This is a genomic window from Azospirillum sp. TSH20 (assembly GCF_003115935.1).
In the GTDB taxonomy this organism is placed as follows: domain Bacteria; phylum Pseudomonadota; class Alphaproteobacteria; order Azospirillales; family Azospirillaceae; genus Azospirillum.
The window spans coordinates 87,873-100,826 of the sequence record NZ_LGQU01000078.1 but is presented as its reverse complement, the minus strand read 5'-3'; the positions used below and the strand labels follow the sequence as shown (position 1 = coordinate 100,826).

Genomic DNA, 12,954 nt, shown 5'->3' with positions numbered 1-12,954 from the left:
CCTGTCAGCAACGCGGCTCAAACACGCAGAGTGGCTAGGTTCTTGACGTTCCTGACATGAGCAATCCTCCTACAGGTATTTCCATAATAATCGTTATGCGTTTTTAGTGTGTAAGCTGGGTAGGTTCTATTCTGACGTGCAACTTGCCCCAACCGACCGCGATACGCTTCCCCGCCGCGTGAGCTGAGCTATTGTGATGGCGTCGACCGCCACGGATCGCGAAGCCACGCCATGCATACAGTTTTGCTTATTACGAGCGCCCCCCGCTTCCGGCTCAGGATCGGCGTGCTGCTTTTGCTGATGGTGCTCCTGCCGGCGGCCGGGGCTTCGGCCCAGGCGATCTCGACGGTGGCCTCCTCTCCCGCGCCGGCCGCCACCGCCGCGCCGGGCGGGACCGACGACATGATGATGAAGATGCTGAGCGAGGGACAGGACCGTATGGCCGGGTTCCGCGGCAAGCTCGCCCAGCGGCTCCGCGCCACGCCGGACATTCCGTCGGCCATCGTGGCGACCCTGACGGCCCAGAGCCCGACCGGTCATCCCGGCCACTTCCTGCGGGTCATCGGCCTGATCATCGCCCTGCTGGCCGTGGGTCATACGGTGCAGCATGTCTTCTATGAGCGGCCGGTCGCCCGCCGCCTGCTGCCGCACCGCGACGGGCCGAAACCGGGTGGTTCGGAACTGGCGGCGCGCTTTCCGGGGCTGGTCGCCCGTGCGCTGATGACGGCGGTCGGCATGATCCTCGCCAGCCTGATCGCATTCGGGCTCGCCACCGCGCTGATCCCGGATCCGACGCCGATGACCGAGAAGACCGTCATCCTCGTCGGAGTTGGATATCTGCTGGTCTGGGCCATCAGCCTGTTCTGGCGGCTGGTGCTGCCTCCCGGCGTTGATCGGCTGCGGCGCGACCTGACCGCCAGCGGTGCCGTCGGCGTCGCCCTGATGACCGGCACCATCTGGCTGGAGGCGCTGGGGATGCCCGCCGATCCCCATGCGGTGCTGGTTGCGCTATTCGGGCTGCTGACCGTGCTGGCGACGGTCGGCGCACTCTATGTCCACCGGCGGACGGTTGACAGCGTCCTCCTTGCCGGGCGCGGCGCCGAAACGCTCGCGCCGCTCGAACGGCTGGGCCTGCGCCTGTGGTTTCCCGTGGTGGTTTCCTATTTGGGCTGCGCGTGGGCAGCGCTGGTCAACCGACTGATCCTGGGCTGGCCGACCGAACTGCCGCTGCTGCTCGGCGCCTATGCGGTCGCCGGGGCTATTTTCACCGTCTATGCCACCGTCACCTACTCCACCCATCGGCTGTTCCACCCGCGGCGCGCCCTGCCCTCCTCTCCCCCGCCGGTCGCCGCACTCGACAGCTACGAGGCGCTGGCCCGGCGGGTCGCGGGCATCCTGGCCGCCGCCGCCGGGGTGACCGTGACCCTGTCGGTGTGGAACATCCCGCGCATGCAGGGCGATGCGGCCGAGCACCTCATCAGCATCATGGCGATCTCCCTGATCGGCTACGTCGTCCACCAGAGCATCCGCATCTGGATCGACCGCCGGATCGCCGAGGAGGGGCCGGTGGCCGGCACCGTTCCGGGCGACGAGGGGGGCGGCCACGGCTCGGCCAGCCGGCTGGCGACGCTGCTGCCGCTGGTGCGCAATTTCGTCCTGCTTTCGATCGTTGGCGCGGTGCTGGTCACCGTGCTGATGGATCTCGGGGTCAACATCGCGCCGCTGTTCGCCGGGGCGGGGATCGCCGGCATCGCCATCGGCTTCGGCGCGCAGACGCTGATCCGCGACATCTTCTCCGGCGCCTTCTTCCTGATCGACGACGCCTTCCGCAAGGGCGAGTACATCGAGATCGGGGCCATCCGCGGCACGGTGGAGAAGATCTCGGTGCGGTCGATGCAGCTTCGCCACCATCGCGGCCCCCTGCACACCGTGCCCTTCGGCGAAATCCACCAGTTGACCAACTATTCGCGCGACTGGGTGATCATGAAGCTGCCTTTGCGCATCACCTACGACACCGATGTCGAAAAGGTCCGCAAACACATCAAGCAGCTCGGGCAGGCCCTGCTGGAGGATCCGGAACTGGGGCCGAAGTTTCTGCAGCCGCTGAAATCGCAGGGCGTCATCCAGATGGAGGATTCGGCGATGATCCTCCGCGTCAAGTTCATGACCCGCCCCGGCGACCAGTGGGACGTCCGCAAGCGGGTGTTCCAGGAACTCCACGCCCTGTTCCGCCGCGAGGGCATCCGCTTCGCCCATCGCGAGGTGACGGTCCGCTTCGCCGGCGAGGCGACGGTGAACGGCCCCGCCGGATCACCGACCGGGGACGATGCCCGGACCCTGGCCGCCGGCGCCGTCCTGCACAGTCTGGACGAGGACGCGCCGGACGCCGGGGCCGCGGCCGGCCGGCACAAGAGTGCGCTGTAGACGGCGCTGTTCCCGGTTCACGACCACGGATCGGCCGGTTCCGGCGGAATGACCGGCAACAGGATGCGTATCGTGGTCCCCTGCCCCACGCCGCTGTCTGCATGGATGTGACCGCCCCAGCCGGCGACGATGCCATGCACCACGGGGAGACCCAACCCTGTGCCATGTCCCACGGTCTTGGTGGTGAAGAAGGGATCGAAAATCCGGGCCAGCGTCGCCGCATCCATTCCGCACCCGGTGTCGCGGACGGTCAGGGCGGCATAGCGGCCGGCCGGGTGCGGCCATGCCCCGTCCGTCGTCCCATCGAGCTGGACCGCGTCTGCCGCGATCTCGATCGTTCCCCCCGATGGCCCGATCGCATCGGCGGCGTTGCGGATCAGGTTTATCAGCAACTGCGCCATCTGCGTCTCGTCGGCGCGGACCATCAGAGGGGTGGTGGCGATCCGCCAGACGAGTTCGACGTTCCGGGGGACCAGCACGTCGACCATGTCGGCCACATTGCGCAAGGCGGATCCCAGTTGCAGCGGACCGGTCGCAGCCGGATCGGAATGGCTGAAGGTCAGCACCTGCTGGGTGATCCGCTGGGCGCGCTGCGCGGCTTCGATCACCCTGGCGAGATTCTTCTGTGCCTGGCAATCCGGCGGCACATCCTCCATGACCAGTTCGGTCAAGCCGATGATCGGTTGCAGCATGTTGTTGATCTCATGCGCCAGACCGCCCGCCAGACAGCCCAAAGCCTCCAGCTTCTGGGCCTCCCGCAGTTGACCCTCAAGCTCCGCGCGGGTTTCGGCCGTGCGGCGGCGCTCTTCGGCGAAGCGCAGTTCCGCCTCCCGCAGGCTCAGCACTTCGGCCACCGCTTCCCGCTCCTCCGTCGCCTGCCGGACGGCATCCAGCAGATCGTCGACCGCGGAACCCAGCGGATCGGCGGCTTGGGTGGCGATCTGCTCGGTATAGGCGCCGATCTGCTTGACGCGTCCATAGAGCGTGCCGGGGGCGTCGCCGCGACCGACCAGATCGCGGATCAGGCTCTGCCGCAGCCGGTTCAGCATGCGCAACCGGGTATTGCGGGCGCGATGGAAATAGTTCTGGAAGTGCCCGTAATGGATCGGAAAGCGGGCAACGTAATCGTCACGGAATCCGCCATGTCCCGCCGGATCTCCCTCGCCGTCGTCGGTGAAGAAGAAAAGCGCGGAAAGCGTCTGGTTGACGTTGATGCCCAGGATTTCGCCGAAGGTTGAAAAGCCTGCCACCGGAAGATCGTCGAAAACCGTCATCCCCGTCAGGTTCGAACCGTTGTTGATCCGCCGCAGGACACAGTCGTTGAGAATGCCTCCGACCGGTCCGGGCTTGTCGCGGAGAAAAGCCGCGAAATCGCTTTTCGTCTGCCCGATGAAATCGGTGGCCTCGACCAGAAACAGCTCGTCACCGGCGTTGACGTCGCAGAAAAAGGAGACCCGTCCCTTCGCACGGTTGATTCCCGCCACCGAGCGCACGAAAAGCCCGCTGTCCAGCTCGACGGCGAAGGTGTGGGAGACCAGCAGGCGCTCAAGCTCGTCGGGCTGGCACTGGAGGCTCCGGCACAGGGCATCGATGAAGCCGGTGACCTCCAGGTTTTCGGGATCGATGACGCTCGTCACCGTGCGCCGGATCGGATCACAGTCCAGGATGGTGAAGGACAGCCCGGTCTTGCGGAAATTCTGCGATTTGAAGACCCCGTAGCGCTTGCCTGGAGCCATCCGCAGGAAGGCGATGACCGCGTGATTGTCCAGCACCCGGCGGCCGTCATAAACCCATGTGTTCAGGAAATCCAAAGTGCCGCCGGCGGAACCGCCGACGAACAGCACGGGAAAACGGCCGGAGGCGTAGATCGCCTCCATCAGGCAGCTCTCGCTGGCGGACAGCCCGTCGATGAACAGCAGCGCCACCGTGTCGTGACAGTCGAGCGGGAATGCCGGCTCGATGGCCTCCAACTCCCGACGGATCGCGTCGACGCGCTGTTCATGGGAGAGGCGTATGCTGCCGGTGCGGATGTCCTCGCTGTGCAGGGGAACGCTGTGGATGCTGACATCGGCGAACAGGTCGCTGCTGAAAGCCTGAAGAACGATGCCGTCCCGCCGTTCGCCGGGATGGTAGAGGCCGCCGGGCACTCCCGAACACAGCTCCCCCGCCGTCGACACCAGCACCAGCCTGCTTTCCTGGGGAAGAACCGAGCGCAGGTCCTCCGCGACATTCGCAAATGGCAGCGCCGGCGAGACGAAGCCGAGGACGAAAGCCGGCGGATCGTCATCGAAGGCAAGCAGCCTCGGAGCGTCGCAGAGATCGGCGGCATCGGTGGCAAGGGTTCTGATGAACCTGTTCGAACGTCCGATGGCACCTGGCATGGTGGAACCTCCTGTCCTGAGAGATCACCACGGAACGATTGCGGTTGGGTCGGCCCTCAGAGTGGCCGGCCGCCTGTCAGCGCATGGACTCCCGCAGGAACAGGTCCTGCCAGCCGAAGCGCAGCATATGCTGGGGGATTTCCCCGGCGCGGCCGATCCGGTCGCCGGCGATCAGCGTGGTCCCGGCCGCCCGTGCCGCGACCGCGAGGCTGGTCGAGGTGATGCCGACGATGCAGGTCTTCAAATTCGCCCGCTCCGCCGCCGCGACGAAGCTGTTCATGTCCTCCATGATCCTGGCCTCGGTGCCGCGGTCGGACGAGATCATGGTGGTGAGGCCGGTCAGGCCGGTTCCCGACAGGCTTGCAAAGCTCTGCTGCCGGCATTCCACGCGCAGGAAGGTCCAGCGGCAGAACGGACGCACCTCGTTGACCAGTTCGCTCATCCGGCCGCTGGGCACGCCGGCGGGAAAGCGCAGGAATTCGAAGATCAGAAAGGGGCGCAGATAATCCGGCACCGATTGGCAGATCGCCAGATAATCCTGCCGGGTCCGGCGCGCCGCCAGCGTCTCGAAACAGACGGGAACCGACACCATCAGCCGGAACTTGTTGCGGAACAGCTCGTCCAGGATTTCCACCGTGTCGGCCAGCGTGTCGATGTCGACCTTGGCCAACTGCTGCGGTTCGCTGACCCCGGACAGCGCCAGCATCCCTTCGACCGAGGTCCCGTCGGGAAAGCGGCGGACCGGCGTGCACATGTAGGTGGAGATCACCTGCCGGCCGACATCCCACAGCGGGCGGTACATGGTGCCGATCTGCGCCATCTCCAACTGTGACAGCTTCAGCTTGCGCGGCTCCGCCGCACCGGCCGCGGCGGTCGGCGGGGGCGGTGCCGTCGAAGCGGCGGCCTGCTCCTCCGGGCCGTTCGCCTCCACCGTCTGCTCAACGGCCGACAGGAGGTCCGCGACGGAGGCGTGTTCGAACAGCAGCTTTCCATCCACCGCGCCGACGGCCGTGGAGACGGTGATCTCGGCCAGTTTGGGATCGCCCAGGAAAAGCCGGTACAGTTCTTCGGCGATCTTGGCGCAGACGAGCGACGCGGCCTGCCTGCTCAGTGTCGCGAAGACGATGATGTATTCGCCGTCACCGCTGCGGAACTGGACGTCCTTGCCGTCGATGTGGCGGTTGATGATGCGGTCGGCAGAGTTGTGAACGCGGTCGCGCAATTCATCCCAGGCGGGGCCGAGGCTCGCACGCAAGGTGTCGAGGTTCAGCATATGGATGCGGCCGGCGGAGAGCAGTTGCGGCTGGGCCAGCAGGACCTTCAGCCGCCGCTCCAGCGCTCTCATCCGCTCGACATCCGTGTCGTTCGCCATTTCGCTCCGCGACGAGGGGGCGGTTGCGGCGGGCTCCTCCTCGACGAACCAGTTGCGGAGCTTCTCCCCCAACGACAGTCCAAGCATGACCATATCCTCTCAGAGCCGCCGTCACCTGGGACGTGCGGAACGGGCGATGGGGTGTCCGGGCAGGCAGGCGGAGACCACGGTCAGCAGTTGATCCCGGGTGAAGGGTTTGCTGAGGACATGGTCGGCCCCCATCTGCTCGGCGACCTTCAGCAGTTCCATGGCGTGACTGCGTCCACCACCGGAAATGGCAATGATCTTCATGGCCGGCATCGAGCGGCGGATGTTCAGGATCGTGCCGATGCCGTCCGCCCGCGGCATGATCAGGTCGCAGATGACCAGATCGACCGCATTGGCACGCAACAGGCGCAAGCCCTCTTCGCCGTCCTCCGCCTCGATGACCGTCATCGATTGGCGCTCCAGAAACTGGCGGAGAACCGAGCGGACCATATCCTCGTCGTCGATCACGAGTACCGTTGGCATCATCGCCTCCCCTTGCAGGCGAGCGTGCAGTCGTGCTCGACAAAAGAATGCAGGTCGGGCCGTTACCAGAGCATTAACGTCTAAACTAGGGTACTGCCGGTGGTTGCGATCTGCCGGAGCGGTTCCGCCTGCCGGCCGGCGCGGAGCGGAACCGGTGGAGGCGAAGCCCGGCGTCGCGGCGCCTGCCGGGCTCGCCACCCTCCTCCGGCCATGTGTAGATTTCCCGGACGCCGGCCGGCCCGATCAGTTGGATGCGGCGCAGAGCTTCTCGCGGGAGGTCTGCTTCGCGGCTTCGGCGGAGAAGCCGTAGGGTTCGATGATCTTGGCGAACTCGCCCGACGCCTTCATCTCGGCCAGCACCTTGTCGAAGGCATCGCGCAACGCGATGTCCTGCTTGCGGAAGGCGGCGCCGTCGCAATAGACCGGGGCGCCCTTGACCGGGGCGACCACCTCGATGTTCGGGTCGTTGGCCTTGCCGACCAGATCATGGATCGACAGCACCGGCAGCGAATAGACGTCGATGCGGCCGTCCTGCAGCATCTTCAGGCCGCTCTGCGGGTCGGGGACCACGATCACGCGGTCGCGCGGCACGCCGGCCTGCAGCGCCAGCTTCTCCTCGGTGCCGCCGCCGGGGGCGCCGATCTTGGCGTTCGGGTTCTTGGCGATGTCCTCGTAGGAAGTCAGCTTCAGCGGGTTGCCCTTCTTCAGGGCGAAGGATTCGGCATCGCAGAGGATCGGTTCGGAATAGGCGACGGCCTTGCAGCGCTCCGGCTTCATGAACAGGCCGGCGGTGACGACGTCGAAGCGGCGGGCCTGCAGGCCGGGGATCATCGCGCCATATTCGGAGATCGAGGCGACGACGTCGTTGACCCCCAGCTTCTTCATCACCGCGCGGGCGACGTCGGGGGCGGCGCCCGACACGGTGCCGTCCGGCTTGACGGCGGTATAGGGCGGTTCGTTGGCGATGCCGATGCGGGCGAAGCCCTGTTCGCGCAGCGTCTCCAGCGTCTCGGCGGCGAAGGCCGGCGCGGCGAGCGTGAGGAGCGTAGCGGCGATGCCGAGGCTTTTGGCGATCTTGAGGTGTTTCATGTCGGCCGTCCCTCTTTCGTGATTTGGTGATTGCCCGGCCGGCGTTCCCTTTGGGGCGCCGGCCCCTGTTTCGTCGGTGTCGTTACCGTTCTTGCAGCATGCCCGCCTTCTGCCGAGGCGGGTTCCAACAGGCGGCGGTCAGTCCTCGACCGTTCCGACCACCGCGATGCAGTCGCCGGCCTTGACGAGGCCGGGGAAATGGCGGGCGGCCAGGATGCCGTCCAGCGCCGCCCGGTATTCGGCCGGCGCCAGCCCGGTGCGGCCGATGGGGTGGATGCGGGCGAGCAGATCGCCCTTGCGCACCGGCTGGCCCAGATCGACGCAGGCCTCGATCAGCCCGCTGTCCTCGGCGAAGCGGAAACAGTCGGCCGACGGCATGTCGAGCCAGCGGCTGACCTCCGCCGGTCGGCTGTCTGCCGGCGGCGCGTCCGTCAGGATCCCGGCGTGGCGCAGCACGTTGCGGACGCCGCGCTTGGCGATGGCGATGGTCTCCGCCCGGCCGGTGCCGCCGCCGCCGAGTTCGGTGGTGACGAAGGTCTTGCCCAGCTCCTCCGCCGCGGTGTCGTACATGCCGACCGCGTCGATCTCCAGCATGCGCATGGAATAGGGCGCGGCGAAGGCGGCGACGGCGGCGAAGCAGCGCGCCTCCTGGTTCTTGTCGGGCAGGATGTGGGCGGCGGCGAAGGGCACGAAGTCCAGCGTCCGGCCGCCGGAATGGATGTCCATCACCAGATCGGCCAGCGGCAGCAGTTCGCGGGCGAAGTAATCGGCGATCTTCTGCGTCACCGTGCCGTCCGGCCGGCCGGGGAAGCTGCGGTTCAGGTTGCCCTTGTCGATGGGCGATGTGCGGGTGCCCGCCTGGAAGGCCGGGTAGTTCATCGCCGGGACGATGATGACGCGGCCGGCGACCCGGTCGGCGGTCAGCGTCTGGGCGAGGTCGAACAGGGCGACCGCGCCCTCATACTCGTCGCCATGGTTGGCGCCGGTCAGCAGGGCGGTCGGCCCGCTGCCGTTGCGCACCACGGTGACCGGGATCATCACCGAACCCCAGGCCGAATCGTCCCGGCTGTAGGGCAGGCGCAGAAAGCCGTGCTGCACGCCGTCGCGGTCGAAATCGACCGTCGGGGTAATGGGGGACGGGGCAAGTGTGACGGGCGCCATGGTCAGGACTTCACGAACAGCTTGCGCGGCACATTGGCCAGGCATTCGACGCCGGTGTCGGTGATGGCGATGCTCTCGGTGATCTCCAGCCCCATATCCTCCAGCCACAGGCCGGTCATGAAGTGGAAGGTCATGCCGGGCTTCAGTTCGGTGCGGTCGCCGGGGCGCAGGCTCATGGTGCGCTCGCCCCAGTCCGGCGGATAGCTGAGGCCGATGGGGTAGCCGGTGCGGTTGTCCTTGGTGATGCCGTAGCGCTTCAGCACGGCGAAGAAGGCGTTGGCGATGTCCTCGCAGCTGTTGCCCGGCTTGGCGGCGGCCAGCCCGGCCTCCATCCCCTCCAGCGTCGCCTTCTCGGCATCGAGGAAGGCCTGCGTCGGCGTGCCGAGGAAGACGGTGCGCGACAACGGGCAGTGGTAACGCTTGTAGCAGCCGGCGATCTCGAAGAAGGTGCCCTCGCCCAGCTTCATCGGCCGGTCGTCCCAGGTCAGGTGCGGCGCCGAGGCGTCGGCCCCCGACGGCAGCAGCGGGACGATGGCGGGATAGTCGCCGCCGAAGCCGTCCGCTCCGCCGATGCCGCGGATGCCGGCGTCGTAGATCTCGGCCACGAGGTCGCATTTGCGCATGCCCGGCTCGACCCGCTCGACGATGCGGGCGTGCATCGCCTCGACGATGCGGGCGGCCTTGCGCATGTAGTCGAGTTCCTGCGGGCTCTTCACCGCGCGCTGCCAGTTGACCAGCGCCGTCGCGTTCCTGAAGCGGGCGTTGGGCAGGTGGGTGGTCAGCGACTGGTAGGCGGCGGCGGTGAACCAGTAATTGTCCATCTCGACGCCGATGGACAGGCCGCCCCAGCCGCGATCCGCCAGGATCGTCGACAGCAGGTCCATCGGATGGCGTTCGGTCGACTGCACGTAATGGTCGGGATAGCCGATGATGCTGTCATGGGCCAGATAGGCGGTGCGCTTGGCGCCGTTGGCGTCCTGGCCGCGGCCGTACCAGATCGGCTCGCCATGCGGCGGCACGATCACGCATTGGTGGACATAGAAGGACCAGCCGTCATAGCCGGTCAGCCAGGCCATGTTCGACGGATCGGTGACGATCAGCAGCTCGATGCCGGCCTTGTCCATGGCGGCACGGGTCTTGTCGAGCCGTGCGGCATATTCGGCCCGGCTGAAGTTCAGCGTCGGTTCCAGCATGTCGGGGTCTCTCTTATGAGAAGAGGGGCATGGGAAAAGAGGATCAGGCGTCGAAGACGGTGCCGGCGCCGGCCGCCAGGGCCCGGCCGCGCGCCAGGGTGGCGATGGCGGTGTCCTGCACCCCGGTTCCGGTGAGGTCGCAGACGGTGATGGCGTCGGTGGTCGGTCGGCCGGCGGCCTGCCCGGCGATGACGGCGCCCAGTTCGGGGAAGTCGCGGTCGGCGGCGACCGTGCCGGCGGCAATCGCGTGGTGCAGTTCGCCCAGCCGGCGGGTCTGCGTCAGGCGGTCGGCGACATAGAGGTCGGCACGGGACAGGATGGCGGGATCGAGTTCGTTCTTGTGCTCGGCGTCCGACCCCATGGCGGTGACGTGCTGGCCGGGTTCCAGCCAGTCTGCCATCAGGATCGGCCGGTCGGCCGGGGTGGTGGTGACGACGATGTCGGCGCCGGCGACCGCCGCCCTGCCCTCCTCCGCGGCACGGACGGGGAAGCCCAGCCGCTCCGACAGGCGGGCGGCGGTGGCGGCGGCACGCTCGGGCTGGCGCGCCCAGATGCGCGCCTCGCGGATCGGGCGGACCAGGGTCAGCGCCTCCAGCTGCAACGCCGCCTGGACCCCGGCGCCGAAGATCGCGGCAACGGCGCTGTCGGGACGCGACAGATGCGTTGCGGCGACCGCACCCGCCGCGGCGGTGCGCACGTCGGTCAGATAGCCGTTGTCGAGCAGCAGGGCCTCGACCAGACCGGTCCGGCTGCTCAGCAGCACCATCAGCCCGTTGACGCTGGGCAGGCCGAGCGCCGGGTTGCCGAAGAAGCCGGGGCTGATCTTGATGGCGAAGCCGTCGAGGCCGGGGACATAGGCGGTCTTGACGTCGACTTCCCCACGATATTCGGGAATGTCGAGCCGCAGGATCGGCGGCATCGCCACCGGGCGGGTGGCCAGCGCCAGGAAGGCGTCCTCGACACAGGCGACGGCATCGCGGTCGAGCGGAACGATCCGCCGCAGCTCCGCCTCGGTCAGGATGGTCATGCGGGGCATGAATGGGCTCCGGTGATGATGCGGCGGTGCAGGTCCATGGCGATGTTGCGGCCGGACAGCAGCGCGATTGTGGGGCCGCGCGGCGTCACCTTGCCGGCGAGCAGGGCGGCAATGCCGACGGCGCCGGCGCCCTCGACGATCTCCTGCTCGGCGGAATAGGCGTGCTCGATGCCGGCGGCGATCTCCGCCTCGGTCAGCAGGACCACGTCGTCGAGCAGGCTGGCGGCGATGCGGTGGGTGTAGCGGTTGTCGAGGCCGATGCCGCCGCCGAGCGAGTCCGCCAGCGTCTCCAACTCCTCGACCAGGACCGGGCGGCCGGCCTTCAGACTGGCATGCATGGCGGCGCCGCGTTCCATCGAGACGCCGATCACCCGCAGGCCGGGCCGCAGAGCCTTGGCCGCCAATGCCACGCCGGCGATCAGGCCGCCGCCCGACAGCGGCACCAGCAGCAGCTCGGCGTCGGGAACCGCCTCGATGATCTCCAGCCCCAGCGTGCCCTGCCCGGCGATGACGTCGGCATGGTCGAAGGGCGGGACGGTGGCGAACCCCTCATCGCGGACCAGCCGGTCGACCTCGACCTGGGCATCGTCCTGGGAGCGGCCGACGATGCGGATTTCGGCGCCCAGCGCGCGGATGCCCTCGACCTTGTTGGCGGGGACCAGCGCCGACATGCAGACGACGCAGCGGACGCCGGCTTGGGCTGCGGCATGGGCGAGCGCCCGGCCATGGTTGCCGGTGGAGGCCGCAGCGACCCCCGTCGCCAGAGCCTCGCGCGGCAGGGCCGACAGCGCGTTGGTGGCGCCGCGCAGCTTGAAGCTGCCGGTGGTCTGGCGGGTTTCCAGCTTCAGGAAGACCGGGGCGCCGCAGCGGGCGGTCAGGCTGGGCGAGGCGACGGTCGGCGTCGCCGCGATTCGCCCGGCCAGCCGCGCGCGGGCGCGGAAGACGTCCTCCAGGCCGATGCCGTGCCCGGTCATGGTTGAGCCTCTGCCGGCAAGGGAAGGGTCATCAGCCGTCCGCCTTCCGGCCGGGGCCGGTCGTCGCCGCACAGGCGGAGTGTGGCCCAGGCGGTGGCCTGATTGCTGGTGACGACGGGGCGACCGATCGCGGCCTCGATTTCCGCGGCGACGCCGGCCGAGCGCAGGGCGGTGCAGGAGATGAACAGCGCGTCGGCGTCGGGCGCCATCGCGTCGATGGCGGCACGCACCAGGCTGGCCGGCGCGATGCGCGCCATCTCGCGGTCGTCGTCCAGCCCGAAGCAGGTGAAGCGCGCGATGTCGAAGCCGTGCTCGGCGAAATAGGCGGCCATCGGCCGGCTGGTCTGTTCGGTGTAGGGCGTCAGCACGGCGATCCGTTGCGCGCCGAACGCCTTCAGGGCGCGGCGGGCGGCGGAGGGCGGGGTGATGACGGGAACGCCCGGCTTGGCCGAGGCGATGGCCTCCTCGATGGCGTCGTCGCCCATGACGACGCTGGCCGAGGTGCAGGAATAGCAGATGGCGTCGAGCGGTTCGTCGGGCAGGATCAGCGCCGCCCCTTCGGCGAGGCGCGGCTGCATGCGGCGCAGATTCTCCGGCGTCGTCGGATTGGCGTAGGCGATGCGCGCGGTGTAGACGCCGATGCGCTCGCTGGCGACCATGCGGCGGAAATCGGGCTCGGTCGTGTGGTCGGTCGCCAGCACGACGAGGCCGACGCGCTTTTCGACCGGGCGGTCGTCGAAGGCCAGTGTGGTGGCCGAGCGCAGGATGGGGATGGAGGACATGGCTCGGGAACTCCAGAGTCAGCGTATCAGCG

General features: G+C 68.0%; 10 protein-coding genes. 1 reads left to right on the top strand and 9 read right to left on the bottom strand.

Annotated features, from left to right (window positions below; translation table 11 throughout):
* The first annotated feature begins 285 nt into the window (after positions 1 to 285).
* Positions 286 to 2,424, top strand: a complete 2,139-nt coding sequence (locus TSH20_RS21420) for a mechanosensitive ion channel family protein (RefSeq protein WP_247871303.1) — start codon at positions 286 to 288, stop codon at positions 2,422 to 2,424.
* Between the two features lie 17 nt (positions 2,425 to 2,441).
* Here TSH20_RS21420 and TSH20_RS21415 read toward each other — a convergent pair whose 3' ends face one another.
* The 9 genes from TSH20_RS21415 to eutA form a co-directional block, all read right to left on the bottom strand.
* Positions 2,442 to 4,805: an FIST N-terminal domain-containing protein gene (locus TSH20_RS21415; protein WP_109156323.1), complete on the bottom strand. Its 2,364-nt coding sequence runs from the start codon at positions 4,803 to 4,805 to the stop codon at positions 2,442 to 2,444.
* 76 nt (positions 4,806 to 4,881) lie between these two features.
* A complete protein-coding gene (locus tag TSH20_RS21410; RefSeq protein WP_109156322.1) occupies positions 4,882 to 6,264 on the bottom strand; it encodes a hypothetical protein in 1,383 nt (460 codons plus the stop codon).
* Between the two features lie 24 nt (positions 6,265 to 6,288).
* Positions 6,289 to 6,687, bottom strand: coding sequence for a response regulator (locus TSH20_RS21405; protein ID WP_109156332.1), 399 nt, complete (start codon positions 6,685 to 6,687; stop codon positions 6,289 to 6,291).
* 243 nt (positions 6,688 to 6,930) lie between these two features.
* A complete protein-coding gene (gene ehuB / locus TSH20_RS21400) occupies positions 6,931 to 7,776 on the bottom strand; it encodes an ectoine/hydroxyectoine ABC transporter substrate-binding protein EhuB (RefSeq protein WP_109156321.1) in 846 nt (281 codons plus the stop codon).
* Positions 7,777 to 7,914: 138 nt separating this feature from the next.
* The gene (doeB, locus tag TSH20_RS21395) at positions 7,915 to 8,937 is read right to left on the bottom strand and encodes a N(2)-acetyl-L-2,4-diaminobutanoate deacetylase DoeB (protein ID WP_199231957.1); all 1,023 of its coding nucleotides are present in this window, start codon (positions 8,935 to 8,937) and stop codon (positions 7,915 to 7,917) included.
* A gap of 2 nt (positions 8,938 to 8,939) precedes the next feature.
* On the bottom strand, positions 8,940 to 10,130 hold the full coding sequence (gene doeA, locus TSH20_RS21390) for an ectoine hydrolase DoeA (RefSeq protein ID WP_199231956.1): 1,191 nt from the start codon (positions 10,128 to 10,130) through the stop codon (positions 8,940 to 8,942).
* Positions 10,131 to 10,173: 43 nt separating this feature from the next.
* Entirely contained in the window at positions 10,174 to 11,166 is a 993-nt protein-coding gene (gene eutC / locus TSH20_RS21385) for an ectoine utilization protein EutC (protein WP_109156319.1), read from the bottom strand.
* Positions 11,154 to 12,140, bottom strand: a complete 987-nt coding sequence (eutB, locus tag TSH20_RS21380; RefSeq protein WP_109156318.1) for a hydroxyectoine utilization dehydratase EutB — start codon at positions 12,138 to 12,140, stop codon at positions 11,154 to 11,156. Before eutB ends, eutC begins: the two co-directional genes overlap by 13 nt.
* On the bottom strand, positions 12,137 to 12,922 hold the full coding sequence (gene eutA / locus TSH20_RS21375) for an ectoine utilization protein EutA (RefSeq protein ID WP_109156317.1): 786 nt from the start codon (positions 12,920 to 12,922) through the stop codon (positions 12,137 to 12,139). Before eutA ends, eutB begins: the two co-directional genes overlap by 4 nt.
* Positions 12,923 to 12,954 lie beyond the last annotated feature (32 nt).

Coding starts and splice junctions, on each gene's coding strand:
- TSH20_RS21415 (WP_109156323.1), bottom strand. CDS start 4,805: ATGCCAGGTGCCATCGGACGTTCGAACAGGTTCATCAGAACCCTTGCC.
- TSH20_RS21410 (WP_109156322.1), bottom strand. CDS start 6,264: ATGCTTGGACTGTCGTTGGGGGAGAAGCTCCGCAACTGGTTCGTCGAG.
- TSH20_RS21405 (WP_109156332.1), bottom strand. CDS start 6,687: ATGCCAACGGTACTCGTGATCGACGACGAGGATATGGTCCGCTCGGTT.
- ehuB (WP_109156321.1), bottom strand. CDS start 7,776: ATGAAACACCTCAAGATCGCCAAAAGCCTCGGCATCGCCGCTACGCTC.
- doeB (WP_199231957.1), bottom strand. CDS start 8,937: ATGGCGCCCGTCACACTTGCCCCGTCCCCCATTACCCCGACGGTCGAT.
- doeA (WP_199231956.1), bottom strand. CDS start 10,130: ATGCTGGAACCGACGCTGAACTTCAGCCGGGCCGAATATGCCGCACGG.
- eutC (WP_109156319.1), bottom strand. CDS start 11,166: ATGCCCCGCATGACCATCCTGACCGAGGCGGAGCTGCGGCGGATCGTT.
- eutB (WP_109156318.1), bottom strand. CDS start 12,140: ATGACCGGGCACGGCATCGGCCTGGAGGACGTCTTCCGCGCCCGCGCG.
- eutA (WP_109156317.1), bottom strand. CDS start 12,922: ATGTCCTCCATCCCCATCCTGCGCTCGGCCACCACACTGGCCTTCGAC.